The organism is Acidobacterium capsulatum ATCC 51196, from assembly GCF_000022565.1.
In the GTDB taxonomy this organism is placed as follows: domain Bacteria; phylum Acidobacteriota; class Terriglobia; order Terriglobales; family Acidobacteriaceae; genus Acidobacterium; species Acidobacterium capsulatum.
Genome location: NC_012483.1, coordinates 1,372,163 through 1,396,503 on the forward strand (window position 1 = coordinate 1,372,163; position 24,341 = coordinate 1,396,503).

General features: G+C 58.8%; 21 protein-coding genes. 16 read left to right on the forward strand and 5 right to left on the reverse strand.

Features of this window, described 5'->3' with window-relative positions; translation table 11 throughout:
* Positions 1–13: 13 nt before the first annotated feature.
* A complete protein-coding gene (locus tag ACP_RS17205; protein WP_169305926.1) occupies positions 14–1,750 on the reverse strand; it encodes a cholesterol oxidase substrate-binding domain-containing protein in 1,737 nt (578 codons plus the stop codon).
* A gap of 430 nt (positions 1,751–2,180) precedes the next feature.
* Between ACP_RS17205 and ACP_RS18265 the strand changes: the two genes are divergently transcribed.
* The 7 genes from ACP_RS18265 to ACP_RS05585 all read left to right on the forward strand — a co-directional run bounded on the left by ACP_RS18265 (position 2,181) and on the right by ACP_RS05585 (position 8,434).
* Entirely contained in the window at positions 2,181–2,954 is a 774-nt protein-coding gene (locus tag ACP_RS18265; RefSeq protein ID WP_015896317.1) for a 4'-phosphopantetheinyl transferase family protein, read from the forward strand.
* Between the two features lie 99 nt (positions 2,955–3,053).
* Positions 3,054–4,001: an adenylyl-sulfate kinase gene (gene cysC / locus ACP_RS17655; RefSeq protein WP_015896318.1), complete on the forward strand. Its 948-nt coding sequence runs from the start codon at positions 3,054–3,056 to the stop codon at positions 3,999–4,001.
* 247 nt (positions 4,002–4,248) lie between these two features.
* Positions 4,249–4,542 carry a DUF6072 family protein gene (locus ACP_RS05565; protein WP_015896319.1) on the forward strand — a complete coding sequence of 98 codons (294 nt, stop codon included), beginning with the start codon at positions 4,249–4,251 and terminating at the stop codon, positions 4,540–4,542.
* A gap of 98 nt (positions 4,543–4,640) precedes the next feature.
* Positions 4,641–5,078, forward strand: coding sequence for a DUF6072 family protein (locus ACP_RS05570; protein WP_041839318.1), 438 nt, complete (start codon positions 4,641–4,643; stop codon positions 5,076–5,078).
* Between the two features lie 44 nt (positions 5,079–5,122).
* Complete coding sequence (locus tag ACP_RS05575) at positions 5,123–5,332, forward strand: hypothetical protein (protein ID WP_015896307.1); 210 nt, start codon at positions 5,123–5,125, stop codon at positions 5,330–5,332.
* Entirely contained in the window at positions 5,290–7,386 is a 2,097-nt protein-coding gene (locus tag ACP_RS05580; protein ID WP_083770525.1) for an ABC transporter ATP-binding protein/permease, read from the forward strand. The genes ACP_RS05575 and ACP_RS05580 overlap by 43 nt, the downstream gene beginning before the upstream one ends.
* Positions 7,387–7,642: 256 nt before the next feature.
* Positions 7,643–8,434, forward strand: coding sequence for a glycosyltransferase family 2 protein (locus ACP_RS05585; protein ID WP_169305927.1), 792 nt, complete (start codon positions 7,643–7,645; stop codon positions 8,432–8,434).
* A gap of 15 nt (positions 8,435–8,449) precedes the next feature.
* On the opposite strand, the gene ACP_RS05590 is transcribed toward ACP_RS05585, so the two are convergent.
* Positions 8,450–10,705: a tetratricopeptide repeat protein gene (locus ACP_RS05590; protein WP_015896323.1), complete on the reverse strand. Its 2,256-nt coding sequence runs from the start codon at positions 10,703–10,705 to the stop codon at positions 8,450–8,452.
* A 274-nt stretch (positions 10,706–10,979) separates the two neighbouring features.
* On the opposite strand from ACP_RS05590, the gene ACP_RS18685 reads away from it, so the two are divergent.
* From ACP_RS18685 to ACP_RS05615, 5 genes are all read left to right on the forward strand, one after another.
* Positions 10,980–12,578: a DNRLRE domain-containing protein gene (locus ACP_RS18685; protein WP_015896324.1), complete on the forward strand. Its 1,599-nt coding sequence runs from the start codon at positions 10,980–10,982 to the stop codon at positions 12,576–12,578.
* Between the two features lie 216 nt (positions 12,579–12,794).
* Positions 12,795–13,430, forward strand: coding sequence for a phage tail protein (locus ACP_RS05600; RefSeq protein ID WP_015896325.1), 636 nt, complete (start codon positions 12,795–12,797; stop codon positions 13,428–13,430).
* Between the two features lie 141 nt (positions 13,431–13,571).
* A complete protein-coding gene (locus ACP_RS17915; protein WP_169305928.1) occupies positions 13,572–14,588 on the forward strand; it encodes a GNAT family N-acetyltransferase in 1,017 nt (338 codons plus the stop codon).
* Positions 14,589–14,617: 29 nt separating this feature from the next.
* Complete coding sequence (locus ACP_RS17220) at positions 14,618–17,152, forward strand: Ig-like domain repeat protein (protein ID WP_169305929.1); 2,535 nt, start codon at positions 14,618–14,620, stop codon at positions 17,150–17,152.
* A 13-nt stretch (positions 17,153–17,165) separates the two neighbouring features.
* A complete protein-coding gene (locus ACP_RS05615) occupies positions 17,166–17,774 on the forward strand; it encodes a porin family protein (RefSeq protein WP_015896328.1) in 609 nt (202 codons plus the stop codon).
* A gap of 650 nt (positions 17,775–18,424) precedes the next feature.
* Here ACP_RS05615 and ACP_RS05620 read toward each other — a convergent pair.
* From ACP_RS05620 to ACP_RS05630, 3 genes are all read right to left on the reverse strand, one after another.
* The gene (locus tag ACP_RS05620) at positions 18,425–18,856 is read right to left on the reverse strand and encodes a PIN domain-containing protein (protein ID WP_041839319.1); all 432 of its coding nucleotides are present in this window, start codon (positions 18,854–18,856) and stop codon (positions 18,425–18,427) included.
* Positions 18,840–19,388 (reverse strand): hypothetical protein, encoded by a 549-nt coding sequence (locus tag ACP_RS18270; RefSeq protein WP_015896329.1) that lies wholly within the window; start codon positions 19,386–19,388, stop codon positions 18,840–18,842. Before ACP_RS18270 ends, ACP_RS05620 begins: the two co-directional genes overlap by 17 nt.
* 218 nt (positions 19,389–19,606) lie before the next feature.
* Positions 19,607–19,828, reverse strand: a complete 222-nt coding sequence (locus tag ACP_RS05630; RefSeq protein WP_041839320.1) for a helix-turn-helix domain-containing protein — start codon at positions 19,826–19,828, stop codon at positions 19,607–19,609.
* 541 nt (positions 19,829–20,369) lie between these two features.
* On the opposite strand from ACP_RS05630, the gene ACP_RS05640 reads away from it, so the two are divergent.
* The 4 genes from ACP_RS05640 to ACP_RS05655 all read left to right on the forward strand — a co-directional run bounded on the left by ACP_RS05640 (position 20,370) and on the right by ACP_RS05655 (position 24,334).
* Positions 20,370–20,708, forward strand: a complete 339-nt coding sequence (locus ACP_RS05640; protein WP_015896332.1) for a TrbC/VirB2 family protein — start codon at positions 20,370–20,372, stop codon at positions 20,706–20,708.
* A gap of 61 nt (positions 20,709–20,769) precedes the next feature.
* Positions 20,770–21,069, forward strand: a complete 300-nt coding sequence (locus ACP_RS05645) for a VirB3 family type IV secretion system protein (protein ID WP_015896333.1) — start codon at positions 20,770–20,772, stop codon at positions 21,067–21,069.
* Positions 21,069–23,573, forward strand: a complete 2,505-nt coding sequence (locus tag ACP_RS05650; RefSeq protein WP_015896334.1) for a VirB4 family type IV secretion system protein — start codon at positions 21,069–21,071, stop codon at positions 23,571–23,573. The genes ACP_RS05645 and ACP_RS05650 overlap by 1 nt, the downstream gene beginning before the upstream one ends.
* Positions 23,570–24,334 (forward strand): TrbG/VirB9 family P-type conjugative transfer protein, encoded by a 765-nt coding sequence (locus ACP_RS05655; RefSeq protein WP_015896335.1) that lies wholly within the window; start codon positions 23,570–23,572, stop codon positions 24,332–24,334. Before ACP_RS05650 ends, ACP_RS05655 begins: the two co-directional genes overlap by 4 nt.
* The last annotated feature ends 7 nt before the right edge of the window (positions 24,335–24,341 follow it).

The following is a 24,341-nucleotide window of genomic DNA, read 5'->3' on the forward strand; positions in this document are numbered from 1 at the left end:
GCTGTCTGTGTCTTTAGGAAACTGGCGGCTTCATCAGGCTGGCAAGGAATGTGTTGGAAAAGATGTTCTTCGCGTCAAATGAGCTCAGCCCACTCACCTCATCGTCCCAGCCGGAGAAAGTGGACTGGAAGCGCTGAATCACCTGCTCGTCTGTCCACGCGCCATCCGCCACAGTATAAGCCCAGCCCTTCGACCATTCGGGACGAACACGGCCGTTCGCTCCAGTGAACCACTGGTTCGACAGCAAAGCTTGTTCCAAATCTACATAGAAGTTGTTGGCGTGCTCCGTGCCCGGCAAATCCAGCACGTCGAGCCAAAGTGCACAGTCCCAGCCATTCGCAATGGCTTCTTTGTCATAATTCAGCGCTGAGATGGCAGGGCTTTTCGCACCGGTCACGCCGATCGCCGCAGGATCATCCAGGCCGGTGATACGAATCTCGAGCGGCGAGTTGATCGGGAACTGGTTCTGATTCTGGTACTTCTCCAGAAGACTGGTAAAGGTGTTGGCAAATACGCTGATCGCCTGCTGCACATTTTCCTTCTTCATGCTGATGGCATAGCCATTCGCCGTCACCCGCAGCGTGGTGTCCTTGATGTAGATCATCGTATCGGCCGATGGTCCCCAGAGATCTGTAGCATCGTCCACCAGAAGCCCGATCTGAGATATCAACTGCATCAACTGTCCCATGAGCGGCGTGAGCTGCGGCCCTAATCCAGTCTTGAAAGCCTGGATGAGATCTTCCAGAATCTGCCAGCCCTCCGCGATCCATCGCAGCCAGGAAATGCCTTTCTCCGACCGCAGGTCGACAGAGGATCCCAGGGACAGCAACCACTTGCGAAGTCCGTCCGTCACCACGGCGCCATCCACGGCGGCATCAAGCGGAACGCCGAGAATGCACTTGAACAGGGGCGTAATCCAGTCCGGGTAGCTGTCGGAAAATGGATAGTTATAAGCCGATGTCACTGCTTTCGAGCCCTGCGGCTGCGTCGGCGAATACGACCACACCTTGAGCCACGGATACTCCGAGAACGGATACCAGATTGCCTCGACCCGGCCGGTCTGGTTCAGATAGTCCAGCATGCTATGCCTCGGCACTTCACCGGGCGTCGAAGGAGCTGCGAACAGCTTCTTCCACGATATGGACATATCGCTCTGGCAGCGAAGATAGAAGTTGGGCACCACCGCCAGAGTTACGTCCGTTAGAAAGGCGCGGCCCAGGTGAGTGAGGAAGAGCGTATCGTTGCCATCCGCCTGACCGCGGGTAAAGGTCTGCAACTCATACTGCCCCTGCGCATTCGACACAACCGCCGTGAACGCCAGAATGCGATTGCTCATGCTGCCATATCCCGTGGGCAGATCTTCGAGCGGCGAAGGAATGGCTGTGCCATGGGCATCAATGGCCAGCACGCCGCCGACGGTGATATGTCCGGGCGCTGGAATGTGCGGAAAGCTGTAGCCGATCGTACCCGTTCCGCCCGGAGCATTCTGCAGAGCCAGCATCAGGTTGTCCATCGTGCAGCCGGTCTGAACTTTTACCTGTGCCGGGGCGCCTCCCGTGGCTGCGGTAACGCTCTCTACCGCGGTCAGGTTCTTCGTCATATCTACGATCAGAATCTTCGCGCTGGGCGACGTGCCCTCCACGACTGCAAGCGGAGACCAGTTGTGCTTGATGCCTGCCGGACGGACTGTGTAACCATTGGCGGCGGCCCAATTACACACCGCGGCCACATCCTCTGCGGTCTTCGGCACACATGTCCACAGGGATTTCACCTGGATGGTCCAGTCCCAATTGACAAAATCCTGCTGCGAGATGGAAATCCCAGTGGGAAATCCGGATGGCGGCGTTGACATATAACTCTCCTGCCCCGGCTGCAAGGGGTGGCTAGATAACTTCACATAGGATGCGGGCGTGAAACCTTCACACGGACAACCACGCCCGAACAAAGAAATTCCGCAAGATATGCCTCCTCTCTGGCAATCCAGAGCGAAATACTGGCATATAATTCTCCTGCCATGAATTTACCGGACCAATATAGCTTCACCACTAACTCATGTACACAGAAAAACTAAGATTTATCTAAACAGTCTGTAAATTTATCTCCCTATCTTCGACCGCACGGTCCTTTCATCGAACTGGCCTGCGCCATTCACCTCTCAACCATGACTTTGCAAGGTATTCGTGAGCCCTCAGAGCCAAACCGAATCCATCGCGGCCCGTTCGCCGGTCATAGATGTGCCTTTCTGGTGCCGGCAGACGGCAGACGGCCCTGATATTCCATCGGAACGCCTCACCTTATCCCCGGAAGAGTCCGCCCGGGCCAGCCGCTTTCTGCGCGCGGAGGATCGCCGTGACTACAGCATTGCTCACAGCCTGCTTCGCGATGCCCTCTCGCAATACCGGCCTACATACTTACCGGCCGCCTGGCAATTTGAGATAAACCCCTTCGGCAAGCCATCCATTCATAAGAGCCAGCGATCCGGCGGCACCATGGAGTTCAGCCTCTCCCATACCCGAGGGTTTGTCGCTTGTGCCATTGCCCCGGTCCGCATCGGCATAGACGTCGAGAGGCTCGATCGCGAAATCGAGGTGCTGGATATTGTCACGCAGCACTTCAGCGCCTCAGAGGCAGCCGCGCTCCACAGGCTGCCCTCCATAGAACATCGCGACCGCTTTTTTCAGCTATGGACGCTGAAAGAAGCCTTCTTCAAGGCACTGGGATGCGGAATATCCGATCGCCTTGACACTGCCATCTTCGACCTGGAAAATCCCGGCGCCATCAAATTCCAGGCTCCCCATGGAATCTGCACTTCCGATTGGCAGTTTGCACTCTTTCTCCCTACACCAACAATCCGAATGGCCATCGCCATCGAATCCGCGCAGACGGTGCGATGGAATGACGCAAGCGTAAAGGCAACATGGCCAGTCTCGCCTGGACTTCAAGCGGAATTTTAAGGAAGGATCGCCGGCCATGCACAGCATCGAAGAGCAAGCTTCTGCATCGGCCCACGCCCTCCCTGACCAGGCATCAGACGCCCCGGAACCGGCTCGCTGGTGTCATGCAATGACACTCCAGATCTCACACCAGAGCAAGCAGGAGATGGCAAGATGAAGAAAGGAAAAGTCGTATGGATGACGGGCCTGAGCGGCTCCGGAAAGACCACCTTGTGCCGCGCGGCCTCCGCGTTTCTCCGCGCCCGAGGAGAGCAGGTCCAAATCCTCGATGGCGATGAGTTGCGCAAAGGCCTGTCCTCAGACTTATGCTTCTCGATTGCCGACCGCATGGAAAACATCCGGCGCACCGCCGAGCTGGCCAAAATGCTGTGCGCGCATGAGACCACGGTCCTGGTCGCGATGATCTGTCCCACAGATGACATGCGGTCGCTCATGCGCAGTGTGCTGCCGGATGTCATCGAGGTCTTCGTCAATGCTCCGCTCGCGGTCTGCGAATCGCGCGATCCCAAAGGGCTCTACAGGCGCGCGCGCGAGGGCGCAATCAAAGAATTCACGGGAATCTCTTCGCCGTTCGACATTCCTCGCCAACCTCATCTCGTCTGCCACACAAACGTCGAAACAGTGCAGGAGAGCACGGCAAAGATCCTCGCCTTTCTCCTCGACACCGCTACAACGGCAGAGTCCAGCCAGCGGCGCAAGACAATTGCCGTGGACTTCGATGGTGTCATCGCCGATTACAATGGCTGGCAAGGCGAAGACGTACTGGGCGCGCCTCGGCCCGATGTCATCGAAGCCCTGCACAAACTTCGTGCTCTGGGCTGGAAGATCATCATCCACACCACCCGCGCGGATTACACCATTGCGTCTTTCCTGAACCAGGCCGCCATCCCCTTCGACGAGATCAACTCCAACACGGATTATCAAAACGCCGGCCCCAAGCCGGTGGCTACAGTCTATTGGGATGATCGCAGCCTAAGATACAGCGGAGACGCCGAACAGGATCTCGCCCATATCCTCAACTTCCGGACCTGGAGCGGACGTTCATGACCATGCTTCTACCCTCCGTCATCCGCGGCACTTACAATCTGTCCCTCCAAATGTAATTTTTGCCCATGGGCAGACCCCATCCTCGTCAGCGTCCGCACCCACCCGTCGGCACATAACTGGAGCTTTATTCTCAGTTATCTTCCTGATTTTCCTGTTGTTATCTTTTTCAGGTGGGATAAGTTTTAATCGTATTTGTGTAGTTCTGCTATACTCCACGTGCAGTAGAAACACACAGGAGGAAGATTCCATGAAAGTGGACAGCACTCAAGCCATGAAGACCGGGATACAGTTTGCAGGCGAAGTCATCCTCCCCGGTGGCAGCAATCTGGTCAGCGGCGACTACAAAGCGGGCGGTATTTATGCGGCACTCGGGCTGGCGGCCAAGGCCGTCTTCGGAGTTCCGGGCCTGCTGGTAGTTTCGGCAAGTTCGTTTGCCAACGCGGTCACGGGTAAAAACCTGATCGACTTCGTCAAATCCGTTCCGCCGCTTGAACTCGGCGCCCCCATGAGCAAGCCTGCTTCCGAAGAGCCTGCCAGCTAACCTTTTTTCACTTCTCTCTCCAGATAGGCATGCTGACTGCTGCGAGGATGCATCGTTTCCTCGCTGCGGGTGACTTTATTTTTTTAGCGAGCTCCCCCATGCCTCGAGAATTTCCTGAAGACCCCACAAAAGACAAGCCGCTGCGGGCCGGGCTTGCCTTTTGTGGAGAATATCTTGTTCCCGGCGGCAGCCACCTGGTTCAGGGAGACCTGAAGGGCGCGGCGGTCCACGGAGTGCTGGGCCTTACGGCCGGCATGCTTTTTGGATTTCCCGCGCGCCTGCTCTTCTCTTCCAACTCGTTGCGCACGGCCCTGCGCCGTCCTGCCACCGGGCCCACAGCCCAGGCGGCGGAGACTCCTGCGGCAGCCGCCCAGACGGCGGAAACCGTCCCCCAGCCATCCCCAAGGCGCGCGCCGCGCAAATCTTCCACGCGTCAGGCGCCCGCCAAGACCCAGGCCAAAGCCTCCGCTGCAAAACCAACGCCGGCGGCCGTTAAAAAACCAGCGGGCAGCCGTTCCCGAAAATCCACCTCATAAAACTCACGGCAGAAATACCACAAAAAAAGGAAGACCACTCCGCCATGAAGAAGAGCAGTTACCTACTCGGCCTTGCCTCCGGCGTTGTTGCAGCCGCTTACTGGAGAACCATCCTCAAAGAAGGAATCAAGGGCGGAGTCCGGGCCGGACGGGTCGTGCAGCGTGTCTCCGCCCAGGCCATCGAAGAGATGCAGGATGCCAGCGCAGAGGCATGGAGCGAGATCGAACAGCAGGATCACAAGGCATCCAAGTGAACACCGCAAGAAAAAACAAAAACTCCCAGCAACCGATCCTCATACTCCGATCCGCTATCCCAGGAAGACAACGATGGGATGTCATAACCATCAAAGGAAATAAAAAAAAAGCAAAAGCTCTGCAATACGCGCTTGAATGCATGCCGCACTTCCGCCAGGTGCAAGCCAACCCAGTCTCCGGGCGCGTGCTGCTTGTCTTCGATCCGCAGCAGACCCGGCTGAATATCGGCAAACTGTTGGCCACCACTCTTCGCAACCTGCCCGAGGTGAACGAAAGCATGCAGCCTCGCGCCTCCTCGGCGGAAAACTTGCGGCAGATCCTCAAGGCCGCCGGCCCGGACCGCAAAAAAGTAGGCGCAGCGATCTTCTTTTCCCTGGTCAGCTTCGCCATCCATTTCTGCGAAGGCCTCTTCGTGGTGTACACCATTACAAGCCGGAGCAAGTCGCTCAAATCCGGAGCCGAGGTCCAGCAAAAGCCGCTCTCGCTGACCACAACCGCCCTCTGTAGCGTGCTTCTCAACGCCGCCGATACATGGGCCCGCCAGGAACGGCTGCGCCGCTGGCACGAGCTCGGCCTGGAAACACGTCAGACCCTCCGCGCTCGGCTCATTGCAAAGATCACCGAAGAAGACCTCGCCTACTTCGATGCCCACTCGACCGGCGGACTGATCAATCTCATCTCAGAAGACACGGCCAGTATCGGCGAGTTCATGAGCCGGGGTTGCGAGATGGCAGTCGACAAGACCCTGACCGTGTGTGTATCCGGCGGCATCCTGATTTCTTCCTCGCCCCGGCTCGCCGCGCTCAGTTGTGTCCCGCTGCTTCCGCTCTTTGCCCTGCCCAGGTTCTTCGGCAAGGCAATCACCAACGCCTTCGCGCGGCGCAGCGAATCCAGTTCCCGGTTCAGCGAAGCCTTGGGAAACAGCCTGGCCGGAATCATCGACATCAAGAGCTTCACAGCAGAAGAAGCCGAGCAGCGGCGGCTCAGACTGCTGGAGGCAGACCTGGCGGACGCATCGCAGCAGGCCAACGATCTCTGGTCCCTGCAAAGCGGCATCGGCCGCGGACTCTACTCCGTAGGCATGTCCATCAACGCGGCGTACGGCGGAAAGCTCGTGGCCGACGGCACGCTCACAGAGGCACAGTATCTCCGGGCCGTCTATATGTTCCCGCGCCTGCTCGATGCCGTGGACGGTATGGCGGAGGTGCGGCGCGTATACCAGAAGGCGCTTACCTCCGCGAACCGGCTCACCGAGGTGCTCAACCACACGCCCGCAATCCTGAGTGGACCGGTCAAACGAAAGCGCAGCAACTTCGCCGGAGAAATCGTCTTCGACAACGTCACCTTCAGTTATCGTCCCGGGATCAGGGTCCTCGAAAACGTTTCGTTCGAGCTGCGCCCAGGACAGACGCTCGGCATCTGCGGCCACACCGGCTCCGGCAAGAGCACACTGCTGCGCCTGCTCATGCGCTTTTATGAGGTCGAAGAGGGCCGCATTCTTCTGGATGGACAGGATATCCGCGAGCTCGACCTTCACGACCTGCGTGCGGCCGTGGGCCTGGTCAGCCAGGACGTATATCTCTTTCAGGGAACCATTCGCGATAATGTACTTTATGGCCAGCCCGACGCCTCCGACGACCAGATTCGCGAAGCGCTCCTCGAGGCCGGCGCGGAAGAGATGGTGGCTGCCCTGCCCGGCGGCCTGCAGGCCGATGTCGGCGAGCGCGGCAGGATGCTCTCTGGAGGGGAGCGGCAGCGCATCGCCATTGCCCGGGCATTATTGAAGCAGGCGCCGGTGATGGCCTTTGATGAAGTCACCTCGCAGCTCGACTACGACACTGAAGCAACCGTGCAGCGCTCGGTCCGGAAGGTGACGGCTGATCGAAGCATGCTGACCGTGGCTCATCGTCTGTCGACGATTCGAGACTCCAATTCCATTCTGGTTCTCGAACGGGGCAAGGTCGTGGAACAAGGCACCCATGAAGACCTGGTCGCGAGAAGCGGTTTATACGCCTCCCTCTGGCGGCTGCAAACAGGCGACATCCAGGCATAAGGTCTCGGCGTTCCCGTTTGTGCATTCGCTCAGATATCTTGATTGAGCCGGACTTGCATGGCAAATAGCTCAGGAATCCCCAGGCTGATCAATGAGCGGCGAACAATAGAATCTCTACCTGGTCTGTGAAAGTAGTACAACGGCCAGAGGAACAGACTCACAGAGCCTTATCCTGATGGAACCGCCGCTGCTCAACTTAAATCCGCGCTAGATGCCCTCGCCGCATGCTTTGCTAACATCGACGCACGAGTTTCCCATGAACATCGTTCTGCACTCCGGTAGCCATACCGCTATCCCAGCCGCGCCGGTGGAACAGCGTCCACCGGCGTTCCCTGAAAGATTGGCCGTTCTCATCCCGGCATGGAATCCCGGAGCGGAGCTGACATCTCTAGTCGAAACCTTGATCCAAATGGGCTGCCGGACTGTGCTGGTCGTCGATGACGGCAGCAGCGCGGGCGCGCAGCCCGTTTTTCAGCGGCTGCGTGAGATGCCGGCCATTACCCTGCTGCGGCACGCGCACAACCACGGCAAAGGCTGCGCCCTGCGCACCGGATTCCAAGAGTTTCTGCGGGCATGGCCAGACTATGATGGAGTCATTACCGCCGATGCCGATGGCCAGCATGCGCCGGAAGACATTGCGCGGGTCGCGGCTGCTCTGGCCGCTTCTCCCACGCGGATCATTCTCGGCGCGCGTCCATTTCCTTCCACGATGCCGTGGCGCAGCCGGCTCGGGAACGTTCTCACTCGATATGCCTTCCGCGCGGCTACTGGGGTCATGCTGGCCGATACGCAAACAGGTCTGCGCGGTATTCCGCGAACGCTCCTGCCCGAATTGCTGACCATTCCCGGCGATCGCTATGAATACGAGATGGCCGCACTCACGCACTGGTGCTGCCAGGGGTGCGCTCCGGTCGAAGTGCCGATTCAGACGATCTATCACGATCACAATCGCTCTTCGCACTTTCATCCACTGCGCGATTCCTATGGCATCTACTCCGTGCTGGCGCTTCATCGTCTGCGCGGAAAGAGCCGCAACCCTCCTCGCTAATCACGGCATGCAGCGCTATTTGTGCGCCTGCAAATGCGATTGCGCCCAGGCAAGATTGTTGCGGGCCAGCGTGAAATCTGGCTTCAGAGCCAGTGCCTGTTGCGCCGCCCGGGCGGCAGCCGGCCAGCGGTGCAGAGCGGCATTGGCCGCAGCCATGTTGTTCCACGCCTCCGGCGAGCGCGGATTCCAGCGCAGCGCCGTGCGCGCCGCCTCAAGACATCCTTCATAATCGCCCGCCTCATAATCGTGCAGAGAGACATCGACCCAGTGATTGGCCAGAACCGCATCTTCCCCCGGACCGGCCGGGGTCTTCTTCTGAAGAAACAGCGCCAGATTATTGCGGGCGATCGCCAGTTGCGGATCATAGCGCAAGGCCGCCTTCTCGCTCTCAATCGCCGGCTTCCACTCTTTCAGCGCCCCATAACTGGCTCCGATGTTGTTGTAGGCAAGCGCCGAGTGCGGGGCGAGCGCCAATGCACGCCGCGCCGACGCAATGGCAAGCAGAAACTGCTGCTGCTGGTACTCGTTCAATGACTGATTGATCCAATACGAAGCGTCTTTGCGTTGAGGCTGCAAAGCGTCTTTGGCGATGGTGTCTGTGGGCAACAGACGAAGCGCCTGCTGTGCCTGTTGCCGTGCGGCGACCAGGTCACCCGTCCGCTCTTCAGCCTCAATAAGCAGATCGCGCTGCATCATCGCCGCTGGATTCAGCGTCACGGCAAGCTGCAACTGCCGTACGGCATCGGCAACACGGCCATGATCGAGCAGCCAGCGGCCATAGTAGGCATGCGGCAGGTCATCGCCGGGCGCCAGCGCAATCGCTCGCAGAAAGTAACGCTCGGCCACCGTCTCCAGTTGCGGTCTGCCCTGATCGGCGAGAAGCCCGTTCACAATGCCCAGATTGATTTCCAGCGTTGGATAATCCGGCGTATACCGTTTGGCCTTGTCAAAGTAGTGGAGCGCGGCTTCATCTTTTCCCTCACTCATCAGCACCAGGCCGTAGTTCATCAGCCCGCGGCCATTGTGCGGGCTCTTCAGCGCATCGTCATACCAGAGCGACGCCTCACTGTGCCAGACACGGTTACGAATGTGAGCGGCCCATCCATAGGCGCACAGAAGCAGCAGCGCGCTCGCGGTAACGGCGCGCCATATCCATGGGCCAGACACCTTGCGCGCCAGCCGCTCCACCGCGAGCCAGGCCGCCGAGGTGGCAGCCAGCGCCAGGCCCACAAACGGCAAAAACAGACGATGATCGTTCTCCACCTCAGAGAGTTTGTAGAGAGCCGTCGGCAGCGCCCCGGCCAGAAACCACAGCAGTCCGAAGGCGACAGGCCGAAGAGCCTTCGCACGGCTCAGCAGCACAATGGCAGCCAGCAAGGCCGCCAGAAATAAAAATCCAAAAACCGCATCCGCATTCACGGTGGAGAATGCTTTCAGATCTGTGTCCACGTTCAGATGCAGGGGCAGAAAGAATGTGACAAACTCGCGTAGCAGCACATAGGGCTGGGTGATAAACCACGCGTAGCTCGACAACGTAGACGGTGTGAAGCTCTTCGGCGTCATCGTGGCCTCCCATGCCATGACCACCGCTCCTGTCAGCACCGAGGGCCACGTTCGCATCACCGCATAACGGTACCGTCTCTCTGGCGGCGCTTCAAACATCGCCAGATACGCAAACAACAACGCGGGAAACACAATCGCCGGCGGCTTGCTGAGCAGCGCCAGCACATAAGGCAGCAGGTAGACTCCCCATCGCCGCCATCGTGGCCGCGCGGCATACAGCAGCAGGGCGCAAACCACGCCACACGCATCGTAAACATCACCCCGCTGAATCACGTAATTGACCGTCTCGGCCATGGCCGGATGCAGCCCATACCAGGCGGCGGCAAAGATCGCCGGCATTGTAAGATTGCGCTCCGGGCAGGCGGACTCAAGCACTTTGCGAAACAGCAGCATCATTACCACGCACTGCATCAGGTAAATCAGAAACGTGCCAATGTGAAAGTAGAACGGATGCAGCCCGTGCCCCATCCAGTAATCGAGGGCGAGGGTCGTTGAAACGATGGGCCGGTACGTCTGGTTAGCCGGCAGAATGCTGAAGGTCGTCGCATCGGTGAAGAAGCGCGGAATGTGACTCAGGCTCCGGATAGCCGGATTGTTCACCACGGTGTGGAAGTCATCAAAGTGAAATCCGTTGTGAAATGAGTTAGCGTAGACAGCGCAGATACCAAGTACTGCGATGGCACCAGCACTAAGTCCCTTGTACTTCACCGGTTTCTTCCCTCCACATTCCAGCTGGCATTATCGTGCATCCTTGCTCCAGTCCGGCAGGTCCAAGTATGCCACCAAAGCCTTCAGGTCACTTGCTCAATAAAGCTTCGGAGATTTCTTTCAAAATTACTTTGACAAGCCATAAGCAATCCACTAGTCTGGCTCGGTCTGCTGTATACCTTCTGCGCGGTTCTCTATCTTTCCGGCAGGCAAGAAATCAGGACGGGAGTTTAGTCCTTCATCCCCACCGAACCATCCGCAAGGAGATGGATCCATGCCGTCACGCCTTTTTTCCCGTCTTCTCTGCGCCATGATGGCGCTGACGCTGTTTACGCCCGCGCTGCATGCCACGCAGGTTGCGCTCACAGGCGACGCATCGATCGACTCCAGCCGTCCCGCAACAAATTTTGGTTCGTTGAGCAATCTCTACGTCAACGGCACCAGCACCACTCTGGTCCGGTTCAGTCTCGGCAATCTGCCCGCGGGCACCACAGCTTCCCAGGTGGAAAGCGCTACGCTCTTTGTCTTCGTCAACCGGGTCAATGCCTCTGGAGCTGTGATGGTCGCGCCCGTCAACTCCAGTTGGACGGAGTCGGGCGTGACTTACAGCAGCCAGCCGGCATATGGAGCAGCGATCGGCACATTTGCCGCCGACACAGCGGGCGAATACGTCGCTGTGGACGTGACCTCCCAGGTGCAGTCCTGGATCAGCACTCCAGCCGCGAATTTTGGGCTCGCGCTGAGCTCTCCCAGCGCCGACATCGTGCTCGACAGCAAAGAGAATGACCAGACCGCCCATCCGCCGCTGCTCGATGTAACGCTGGTCAATCAAGGGCCGCAGGGACCGGCGGGGCCGGCCGGAGCCACCGGAGCCACGGGACCACCGCTCACTTTTCAAGGAGCCTGGAGCAGCAGCACGGCCTATGCGCTCGGGGATGCGGTGAGCTTCAACGGCAGCAGTTATATCGCCTTGACAGGGAATCTTAATGTGTCCCCACCCTCGGATGGGACAGTCTGGGCTCTACTGGCGCAGGAGGGAGCCACCGGCCCAACAGGCGCTCAGGGCATTCAGGGGCTTCAAGGAATTCCGGGCCCGACCGGCGCTCAGGGAGCCACGGGCGTGACCGGTTCTCAGGGACTCCCTGGAGCGACCGGCGCAACTGGCGTGACGGGCGCAACAGGTGCCACCGGGGTTACCGGCGCGACGGGAGTCACAGGTGCAACAGGGGCAACCGGGGCTACAGGGCTTACCGGCGCAACCGGAGTAACAGGCGCGACAGGACCAACCGGAACCACAGGCCCACAGGGAGTCACAGGGTCCACCGGCGCGACTGGTGCCACGGGCGCCACCGGGGTTACCGGCACGACAGGCGTGACGGGCGCAACCGGAGACACCGGGGTTACCGGCGCGACAGGAGTCACGGGCGCAACCGGGGCAACAGGGGCCACCGGAGCCACCTCAAACTTCACCTGGGTGGGCAGTATTGGCAATGCAACGGACACTGCGACGTACTACCTTCCTCCAAGCGGAAACGTGCAGGTTCCTAATAGCAACACGGAAAGCGAGCCTGGTGCGGGAGATGTCTACGTGCCATTCTCGTGCACGGTCTCGGCCCTGCTGGTGCGTGGGCAGGAAGTGAACGCCAGTGCGTTGGCCACCGACTCCTCGACTTTCACGGTGCGGCACAACGGCCTCGATACCGCAATGCATTGCACCGTGAACAATTCCAGCGCGGTGGATGGCGCCGCGGCGACCTGCTCGGATACGGCGGATACATTCAGCGTGACCGCGGGCGATCTACTCGAGTTCAAGTACAGCCAGACGAGTAATGCCCCGATCATCAACTACAGCACCATGCTTGTCTGCCAATGAAGGGCGGAAGCACAAGCGGGGCGCGCAGCAGCAGGGCCCGCCTTTGCTCATGAGGGAGAAGGATTGCTACTTACCCACAATTGCGTCGTTGCCGCAACCGGGCTTGCAGCCCGGTGAAGACGAAAGAGCAGGACAGCACGCTGGTCCTGGCTCTACAAATCACTCCGGCATCAGGAATTGCCGCAGCCGCCCCCAAGGCAGGAAGGAATTCGCATCATGGGTGATGGTTATCTCGGAGAAATTCGCATGGTTGCATTCAACTTTGCGCCGCAATACTGGGCGTTTTGCAACGGGCAGACCTTATCGATAGCTTCCAACAACGCTCTGTTCGCTCTGCTCGGAACTTTCTATGGCGGCGACGGTATCTCGACCTTCAAGCTTCCGGATTTCCGTGGACGCATGCCCCTTGCCTTCGGGCAGGGGCCTAACCTGCCGGTCTATGAAATTGGAGAAAATGGCGGCCAACCGACTATGCAACTGTCACAAGCACAATTGCCGTCCCATACGCATCTGGCCCAGTTCCAGCCCTCCGGCGGAGGAGGAACCCCGACCGTCAGCGTGACCGTGAACGGCAGCAGCGCGCACGGCAACTCCGGCTCCGCAACTGGCAACTACATTGCTGGAATGACAGACGTTAACCGGTCGGCCGGTCAGTTATTTGTCAACAATCCCGAGGCATCCACGCTGGGGGCCATTGCCGGGGTCTCAGCCACCATCAGCGGCGTACCCAGCGGTGGAGGAACGGTCACAAACGCAGTGGCCGGCCAGGGGCAAGCCTTCAGCATTGAACCTCCCTATCTTTCCGTAAACTTTGTCATTTGCACGCAGGGAATCTATCCCTCCAGAAGCTAAAGCCCATGCGGGCCGGCGGCTCCCGGAGCACCGGCCCCGCAACTTCAGTTCCCTATGATCGAGATGCTTTCAACCCGGACCGCCACAGACGCAGACGCCTCCCTTTTGTTTGCTCTTTTTGCCGAACAAAAAGCCGCGGAGATGGCGCCTCTCGGACTCTCGTCCACGCAACTGCAACCGCTGCTCGACATGCAGTACCGTGGCCGCGAGCTGACTTATGCCCAGGCCTGGCCTTCTGCCGCCAATCTCATCCTCTGCCTGCCAGACGGCACGCCCGCCGGCCGGTTGCTTCTCCATCGTCAGCCAGAGAGCATTCGCATCCTTGATCTCGCGGTTCTCGCGCAGTACCAGCGGCGAGGCATCGGCAGTTGCGCTCTGCGCATGGTGCAGCGGTCGGCTGCGGAAGTCTCCACGCCGGTTCACCTGCGTGTCGTCAATGACAGCCGGGCCCGGCGTCTGTATGAGCGGCTGGGCTTCCGGCCGGTGGCGGGCGACGCGCTCTCCTGCGAAATGCAGTGGCTGCCACAAGAGGCTACGGCCCCGGCGCTTTCATCGCCGGCGAACGCCGAGCCCGCGGACGGTTGCGCGGCATCCGGCATCGTGTGCAAAGACCTGCTGCACCAAATCACCGCCTTCCTTCAGCAGATCGGACTGCGAGTGGAAACCGGCCCGCTGCCTTCACCGGGTTTCCTGCCCGGCATTCAGATGATCCGCAACGGATTGCGCGTGGACCCGGACGCATTGCTTTATCCCGGAGATCTGCTGCACGAGGCCGGGCATCTGGCCGTGATGCCTCCGGAAAGAAGAAATGCGGAGAAACCCTCCTCGTCGGATCCCGCCGAAGAAATGGCCTCGATCGCATGGTCCTGGGCCGCGGCTATCCACCTTGGCATTCCGGCTGAGGTTGTCTTTCACGAGCATGGCTATCGCGGCCAGGCAAGCATGCTTGCCGAGGGCTTTGCGCGTGGCCAATGCCCCGGTCTGCCCATGTTGTGGTGGCTTGGCCTGACCACGCAGCCACAACCCGGCTGTCCATCCATTTTTCCGCGCATGCGGGCATGGCTGCGGGAAAAGCCCGAAATCTCGCCCGCGGCACACCAGGATTCCCCAGCGATCAAACCCAATTTCACACCCGCGGTTCACGAGGCGCACGCATGAAGTTCACCAGAAAAATGTGCGGCCAGGAGTTGACACGTCCGCTCCGCAAAAGAGATGGCAAGCTCTCCTGCTGGCTCACGGCCTGTCTCGCGCTTACCTTGGCGTGGCCTGCGTCGCTTTATGGTCAGGCCATCTTGCGGGTCACTCCCGGTACTTCCACCGCGACGGTGGCCGGCACCGGCTCCGCTGGTTACTCCGGCAACGGCGGAGCTGCCACCAGCGCGGCTTTTGCCTCGCCCAGCGCGGTCGCATACGACGGCAGCGGCAACCTCTACATCGCAGACACCAACAACAATGTGATTCGCGAGGTCTCCACCACAGGCGTGGTCACCACCATCGCGGGCAACGGCGAAGAGGGCTATAGCGGCGATGGAGCCGCCGCCACCAGTGCCATGCTCGACACGCCCACCGGCATCGCCGTCGATTCCAACGGCAACATTTACATCGCGGATTCGCACAACAACCGCATTCGCGAAGTCAGCAACGGCATCATCAACACAGTTGCAGGCAACGGGACCGCAGGCTATAGCGGCGATGGAGCCGCCGCCACCAGCGCCATGCTCGACGATCCCACCGCCGTGGCCGTCGACGCCAGCGGCAACATTTACATCGCCGACACAGGCAATCAACGCATTCGCAATGTCGCGGCCGGAACCATCCATACGGTTGCGGGCAATGGCGAAGAGGGCTACAGCGGCGATGGAGCCGCCGCCGCCAGCGCCGAGCTCGACACGCCCACTGGCATCGCCGTGGATTCCAGCGGCAACATTTACATCGCGGATTCGCACAACAACCGCATTCGCGAGGTCAGCGGCGGCGTCATCAACACCGTCGCAGGCAGCGGAGCCGTCACCTTCCCGGGCAGCTACTCCGGCGATGGAGGCAGCGCTACCGCCGCTACCCTGGCCAAGCCCACCGGCGTGGCTCTGGACGCCGCGGGCCACGTCTACATTGCCGATACCAACAATGAGCGGCTGCGCGAAATCGCCAACGGCGTCATCGCGACGGTCGCGGGCAATGGCCAGCAGGGCTACAGCGGCGATGGAGCCGCTGCCACTTCGGCGGCTTTGAATGACCCTCGCAACGCAAGCGTCAACGCCAGCGGAAGTGTCGCTGTAGCAGACACGCTCAACGAGCGGGTGCGCGGCCTCACCCCGCCCACGCTCACCTATGCATCGCAGCCCATAGGCATCGCCAGCTCGCCCCAGTACATCACGATCGCCAACGCTGGCAGCGGCACGCTTGCCATCCAGTCACTGAACATCACCGGCGACTTTGCAACCGCCAGCAGCGGCACCTGTCCGGCTCTGCCCATTGCTCTCGCCGCAAACGCAAGCTGTACCCAGGCCATCGTCTTTCAACCGGCGCATACGGGCAGCCAGCAGGGCAGCATCACCGTTGGTGGCAGCTCGCTCGTGCCACAGACGATTCTGCTGAGTGGCAGCGCTACCATTTCCTCGGCGACACCCCAGCTCACCTCTTCGCTCAACCCTTCCATCTACGGCAAAGCGGTGACCTTCACCGCGACCGTGGCCGCCGGCACGCAGCCCACTCCCACCGGCAGCATCACGTTCTCAGATGGCGGAAGCCCGCTGCAGACCGTCACCATGACCGGCGGTTCCGCCAGTTATACAACGGCCCTGCTGGCGGCCGGTTCGCACTCCATCACCGCAGCCTATAGCGGAGACACTGCCTGGAAGCCCGCGACCTCCACCGCCTTGACGCAAACCGTACAGCAAGTCGCCCCGACGATTGACCTCAGATCTTCCTCCGCGTCCATATTGCTCGACAATCCGGTGACCTTCACGGCAACGGTAGCTTCCGGCAACGGCGCGCCCGGCGGCACGGTGATCTTCCTGGACGGTGCGACAGCACTCGGCAGCGTTCCCATCAACGCCGGGCAGGCATCGCTGACGGTCAACTCGCTCGCCACCGGCGCGCATTCCATCACCGCCATCTATAGCGGCGATACCAACTTTACTTCCGTCACCAGCAGTGTGGTAGCAGTCCAGGTTTCCGACTTCAATCTGAACATCTCCTCCTCCACCACCTCGGTCACCTCTGCCACCGTAACGCCAGGCGGTACGGCAACGTATCAACTGTCCCTCAGCCCGGTCGGCAAACCCACATTCCCCACCGCCGTCACCTTGAGCGCCAGCGGTCTGCCTGCCGGAGCAACGGCCACATTCAGCCCGGCAGTCATCCCAGCAGGAGCAGGCACCACACAAGTCACCCTCACCATCCAGGTGCCCAAAACGTTGGCAGCGCTGCGTGCGCCTGCACTTCCGCACGGCACGGCTCCCACCTATCTGGGGCTGCTGCTGTTGCCGCCGGTTTTCGGCGTTCGCCGCCGGACGATGCGCAGCGCCTCCGGTCGCCGCAAGGCGTTGCGCCGGCAAAGAGTGCTGGTTGGCCTGCTGGCCCTGACAGCTCTGGCCAGCATGATCGGCTGCGGATACCAGAGCGGCTACTTCGGGCAGCAGCAGAAGACCTACACCATCACCATCACCGGCACCTCGGGAGCTCTGTCTCACTCCACCAGCGTGCAACTCACCGTGGAATAAAGGAGACAGAACGATGCTCAGAAGAGTCACCGCCGCCGCGCTTCTCGCTGGACTCATGACTTTGGCCGCCCATGCGCAGTCTGCTCCTCAGCAACCCCGCCGCTTTCACCTGCCGCCGGTAGATCTGGCCGTTACCTACGACGCCGAGCGCGGCAAAATCGCCGCGAGCAACTGCGGCTGCTTCTGGTTTCAAGGCGGCGGCGTCAACTCCAGCATCACCCTTTGGCACGGCCTGGGCTTTGCCGCAGATATCAGTGGAGGCCGCGCCTCAGAAATTAGCCCCGGTATCAGCCTGAGCAAAGTCAACTTTCTTTTCGGGCCGCGATACACGTGGCAGGTGCCGCACTTCCCCATCGCACATCACGCGCCATCCCTCTTTGGTGAGTTTTTGTTTGGCGCCGCCCACGCGTACGGCACGGTCATTCCCTCGGCTTCGGGTGGGTCGTCCCATGCCACGGCCTTCGCCTATCAGACCGGAGGCGGCCTCAACCTATGGCTCGCACCCCACTTCGGCCTGCGCGCCCTGGAGTTGGACTACGTCCACTCGCAACTGCCCAATAACAGCAACTCCTCGCAGAACGATTTCCGCCTCGCGACCGGATTCGTCTGGCGCTTCCGCTAACCTCGGCTTTCCCGGTTCTTCCTGCCGCTCTGCCCGTAACGTTGCCATAAAACCATCGTGATGGATCTGGTTTCGCTGCTGAAAAACACCTGATCGGCCTCGTTATTCCTGGGCCAGTTGAGATGTTAGATCTCGGACGGAAGTGAGCCTGTAAAGGCGGAGGGTCGATAGATGAAGAAGCGACGCTTCAGCATAGATGATGGTGAAACAGTCCGTCGGCACATGCCTGGCAATCACGCCGCCCATGGCTGCGGTGGGTTTTCACTGAACCTGCCATGGCAGACGCAATCCCCCCAAAAACCGATCACACGCCCGAACCTCATTTAGGGGCGGGTTCTGTCTCTTTCTTCCAGGGTTGCCGCCATTCCGTGAGATCGCGGCAGTGGAACTCCCGCAATCTGGTACAGTTTGGGGATTCCTCAGGATTTAACAGCCTAAATGCTTTACTTTGTTAATCTTAGAAATTGGTGGAGGCGGCGGGAGTCGAGCTTTTCCACAGGCCATGGAATCTGTAACTTACAGATTCTATGAAGTGACGAACCGGACCAAAGTGCCACAATGCCGGATTGATCGTACACGTATCGTACACGGACGACGGGCGGGGATCCCGCCGCCTCCCGCATGATACTCATAACACGCAGGCTGCATCATCACAGGATTTCTCCCGGTTTGATGACTTTCGCAGTGAGTGCTTTTTGCGGGAAATCCTTAAGATTCAACGTGACGAGAAAATCTGCGTTGCCGGTTTCCGCGCACTGGCAAATGGGATCGTCGTTCGGATCGGGGGAGAGGGACTCATGGATCCGAACCTCAATCTTCTCCGCCCGTTCGCGAATCAGGTTGATGACGGCTCCGATAACGTGTGGGCGAACGCGCAAGCGCCGTAAAACGTGCTTATATTCCGCCAGAATTTCTTCGGAGTAAAGCCACAGTAAGGTGTCCTCTTCTGCCCATGTGTGGAGTAGGTCGGCGCTCGGATTCCGCCCTTTCCGATAGGGCTCTCGGAACCCAGCGATGCCTGCGACCAGGACGCTCGTATCTATGACGACGCGCCTCTTTCTCCTCTTAGCTTTCGGCGTCAACAGTGATCTCTGGAATGCGGCGTTCCCGCCTGTACGCGCGAACGGTCTTAAGAATCTCCTCTTCGGAGATGTCGCCCAAATCCTTTGCGGCGTCTGACAATCTCGCCAGAAACTCCTTCTTCCATCCGAGGCGCTTCCGTCCACGAGGAAGATCGCGGTACAACTCTGCCCTTCCCATGTTCTGCTCAATCTGCTCTTCCATGGAACGGAGGGGGACGCCGAATTTTATCGGCTCCTCGTTTGCGGAAAAACGACAGGTGAAGACGACGTACTCTGAATTGGCTTTCTTTAGCTGCTTCTGTGATGCCTGAAAAGCCTCGACGAGTTTGGTCAAAACATTCGTTCCAGTTCCGAGTGACTCCTTGAGGCAAAGGGCTACCTTCGCCGTGAGGAGGGTATTGGCATCAAACAAATAAGCCCCCTCTACACGCTTCGGCTTTAGTACGCCGAATTGAACAAGGTTTTGCAGGTCCTTCGGCTGCACCTTCAGTACGGCGCTGGCTTGCTTAAGTTTCAAGGTTGCTCCAACCATGATCCTCTCCCCCCCCCTAATTACAATCTAAATATTAGACGGCAATTAAGAAGAGGTCAAGAAATGCGCCAAACATGAGTTCGATTGCGTCCCTTCCGCGCTGGTTCACAGCTTTTTCACTGAATCCGAAAATGAATGCAGCATGATTTGAGATGGCCCATAGTACCCGTATCGGCATGATCGCCTCACAGATGGAACGTCAAGCTTTGAGCATGGAATCACGGAAAATCCGCAAATAGTTCCTTCGGCGATACCGACAGTGCCTTCGCCAACTTGACTATATTCTCCAACCCGATGTTCCTCTCGCCGCGCTCCACACCACCGACGTAGTTTCGATGCAGATCCGCCCGCTCCGCCAACTCTTCCTGCGAATAGCCCCGCTCTTCACGGAACCTGCGTAACTTGGAGCCGAAGCGGGATTTGACCGAACGAGAGGCCACTTTCCCATGCTTGAGCGATGACCACTATGAGTCTACACACGATGAGTGGTATGTTTACGGGCAGATCTTCGAATAGGCGGCTCCACCGCCGCCAAAGGAAATCCACAATAATGCCGGAATATTCACCGGAGTTCGCGTGATCACAGCCATTGGTTATGCGAATCTAAGAAACCATGAGGTTGTGGTTCATGGAGCAAAACTACGTCGAATGTCCGGAGCTTTCAGGGAAAACCATCCAGACGCTCCGTATATATAAGGACACAGGGGATGGGACCGACTTGCACATTGAGTTGACCGACGGCACCAGTTTCACCTGCTCGCTCTCGCATCTTCCAACCATTAAGGCGTCGTTATACAAAGGCGGCGTCGGAACCCCGGAGACCATCCGGGACTATGACGTGTAGGAGCTTTCTAACCCAGTCTGGACAGTCGTTATTCCTATCATGCATAACGGTCTCCCTAGAATTCATTGGACTCGGCGCTAAAAGCGGGTCTACGTTTTCGGCATAACGCGGCCTGAGATGGGCTGCGGGAGGTGCCGATGAACCCCATTTCCTCTTCTACCGCGCACTGTTGCCATCGTTGGCTCAGGTGGCTGCGCCGAATCCGCGAATCCGTCACGCTTTTCTCTCTGCTCGTCTTGTTCCCGACCTTGGCGGCTGCCCAAACCGCCTCGCCGTTTGATACGGGATTCAATGCCCTGCAAAACCTCTTCACAGGAACGATTGCCCGAGTGGCCAGCCTGATCGCCATTGTGATTGGCGGCTATAGTTTCGCTCACGGAGAGCCCGGTGCGAAGCGCACACTGGCGGGCGTAGTGGCTGGAACGGGCATCGCCGTACTCGCCGCCAACGTACTGAGCTGGCTTTGGGGAGTTTGACAGAGAGCCACGCTGGACCGAAATCATTCCCAACCAACTTCTTGGAATACAGGGATTTGCCATGCAAGCGAACACAACAAACCGCAGACGGAACCGGGTTTACAAGAGTCTGCATAAACCCCTTACGTATCTTGGGGTGGAGCGGACACTGTTTTTCTTGGTCTGCGTGACGGCGGTGGGGGCCTTCAATCTCTTCAACAGCCTGCTGGCCGGAATCGCTGTGTTCGCCGGCGGATTCGCATTCGGCCACTGGGTCACCAACATGGACCCGGCGTTCCTGCGCATTCTTGCTCGCTCCGAGCGGTACAAGACCCGCTACGACCCTGCCAAACACACGATTCCGCATGTGGAGGTGCGGTGATGCTGCGCTTCGACAAGATCATCAAGCCGTGGAGGGATGCCGCCGCCTTCGGCGACTACTTGAACCTGTATGGCTTCTGGAACGAAACAGCGTTTCTGACCAAGAGCGGCGATCCTGGCATGGTGCTGAGGGTCACGGGCGTCGATTACGAGAGCCTCGACTACGGCGAGCAGGAATACGCGGTGAAGCGCCTCGAAGCTGCGCTCAAGAACTTCGGGCCAGGATTCCACGTCTACCAATATCTATTCAAGACGAACAAGCCGGAAATTCCGTTCGCGGAGTACGACGACGCCATCGTGCAGGCGGGCCAGGAGCGCCGTCGCGAGCATTTCCTGAAGAAAGCAGATCATCTATTCGAGATCGAGATTTATTACGCGATCCTGCTGGAAGGCGCGCGGTCGAAAACCGGCTTCAGCACCGCTTTCGAGCGTCTTTCCCATGATCCGGCGGGTGGCCTGGATGAGCTGAAGGCGCAGTTCTCGAACCGCAGCATGAAGGTTCTGCTGCGGTCGCAGATTGAGCGCGATCTGGCCTGGCTTGAGCAGCGCGTACAGACGTTCGTCCGCCAGCTTGCCGACTTCGCGCGGATAGAAGTGCTCGATTACAAGGGCCAGTTCCGATTCTTCAGGCGGCTGGTTAACTACGACGACTGGCGAATTGCAGGAGAGCCGGGACACTCTCAGTTCCTCTGCGATCAAGTCGTGAACTCGCTGCTCGAACCGGAACGCGACCACCTCCGCGTCGGCGACGACTACGTCCGCATCCTGACCATGAAGGAGGCCATCGGCGAAACACGGCCTCTGGCGCTTGATGCGCTGCTGAAGATTCCCGCCAACTTCATGGCGATCTCCGAATGGATGCCACTGCCTGCGGAAGCGGCGCGCAAAGAAGTGAACAAGCGCCGCAGGCACTTCAATATCTCGAAGACCGGTTTCGTCTCGCAGCTCAGCAACGACCCAGCGAAGACAAACCCGCGCGATGTGCTGGTGGACGAATCGAAGCAGGCGGACATTGAGAACCTGGGTGACTGTCTACGCGCGCTCGGCGACGGACGGCAGCTCGGCGAATTTTCGCTGACCATCGTGCTCTACGGCAAAGACCGGCAGGCAGTCGATTCACTTGTGGGCGAGTTCGCGAGCGTTTTCACCAATGCCGACGGAACGCTCTTTGCCGAAACGTATAACCAGCTCAACGCCTACTTTGCCATCGTACCCGGCAATTATGCTTTCAATCTCCGCCGGCTGTATTTGCTGAACACCAATTATGCCGATCTGAGTTTCCTGTTCACGATCCTGCCTGGCGAAAAGGTGAATTCATATCTGGGTGCCGAATACCTCGCTGTCATGGAGACCGACAATCAGACGCCTTACTTTCTGAATCTGCACTGCGGGGAGGTGGCCCACACCCTCATTCTTGGTATGACGGGCAGTGGGAAATCATATTTGTGCTCGTTTCTGCTCCAGAACGCACAAAAGTACAATCCGTTCACATTCATCTTCGATATCGGCGGAGGATTTGAGGCTCTGACCCACATCTTCGGCGGCAGCTATCTGAATGTTGGGCGCGAGGAGCGCGATTTCACCATCAATCCATTTTCACTGGCTCCGACCCGAGAGAATCAACAGTTTCTCTTCAGCCTGTTGCGCGTGCTTATTGAAGGGGATAACCAGCGATACAAGCTGGATTTTAGGGAAGAGATCAAGCTCTGGAACGGCATTGAGCGAATCTACATGCTGGAGCCGGGCCAGCGGACCCTTTCCAACCTCTCCAGCATTGTCGGAGAACTGAAAGACCGGCTCTACCGGTGGACCCGGGCAGGGCAGTATGGATTCCTCTTCGACAATCCAAACGACACCCTTTCCTTTACGAACTTCCAGACGTTCAACTTTCGTGGATGGGGCGATGCGCCGGAACTGCTGGAGCCGCTGCTGTTTTACATCTTGCACCGAGCCTCTCAGGAAATCTGCGATCCACGGCGGCTCGCCACCTTCAAGACCTTTCTCATGGACGAGGCGTGGCTCTTCATGCGCAACCAAGTCATCCGCGACTACATTATGCAGGCCCAGAAGATGTGGCGGAAGCACAATGCCGCGATGATCCTTGCCACGCAGTCGATCAAGGAATTACAGGAATCGGGGATGTTGCACATCGTCGCCGAAAGCTGCCCCACCAAAATATTCCTGGCCAACCCGGAGATGGACCGCGCGGTCTACGCTGAGGCATTCCATCTGAATAATACGGAACTCGACCTGATCGCGAGTCTCGTTCCGCCCGGCCAAATGCTGATCCGGAAAGCGCAGTCCAGCAAGAAGGTCCACCTTAATGTGGATTCGGTTACGCATTGGATGGCTGTGAACAGCGCCAATGAAAACCTGCTGCGGCGTGAATATTTCACGCGTTACGGAATCTCTGAAGGTTTACGGCGTCTTGCCGACGAACATCCCTTTGAGTCCCACCAACAAACCCACACATCCAAACCGAATTCCAAAGGAGCCGCTGCATGAAACGCATACTCATCTTCGCCGCTGGATTCGTTCTGGCTCTTTCTTCCGCCACCGCGCATGCCCAGGATTTCTCGGCGCGAACCGTTCAATACCACTCACAGGACATTGTTCCGATTCACGCCAAGCTCAGATATACGACTCTGATCGAGCTGCCGCCGACCGAGAAGATCATGGAGGCAGCGGTGGGAGACAAGGATTTCTGGATTGTGAACGTGGTGGGTAATCTCTGTTTTGTTCATCCCGCGAAAGCCGGAATCAAATCGGACCTGAATCTCATTACGGACAAGGGAAATATCTATTCCTTCACGCTCCAGGAGGTATCGGGGACGAAGCTCAAGCCGGACTTAAAGGTCATCATTCACCCCGCCGGTCGCTCGTCGATCATAGCCGCCGACGGCCCTCCGCAGTTTGTGCCGGCGGCGCAACTGAAGCAGGCCAAGGAAGAGGTAACGGCACTTGAATCCCACATCACCCAAACCATCGACCAGTACAAAGCGGCCTATCCGCTGTCTCTGAAGTTCGACTACAAATTCCGCGCCAATGCGTCCCCGTTTGACATCGAAGCCATCTACCACGACAAGCGATTCACCTATATCAAGACCGACGCGCCGGAGAAATTCTCCGTCTACGACCTGCGTGACGGAAAACCCAATCTTGTGACGTATCAGCTTGAGAAGGGAACCTACATTATTCCCGAGGTGATGGATTCGGGTTATGTCCAGTTCGGTAAGAAGCGAATGAACTTCTCGCGGAAAGGATGAGAGGGGC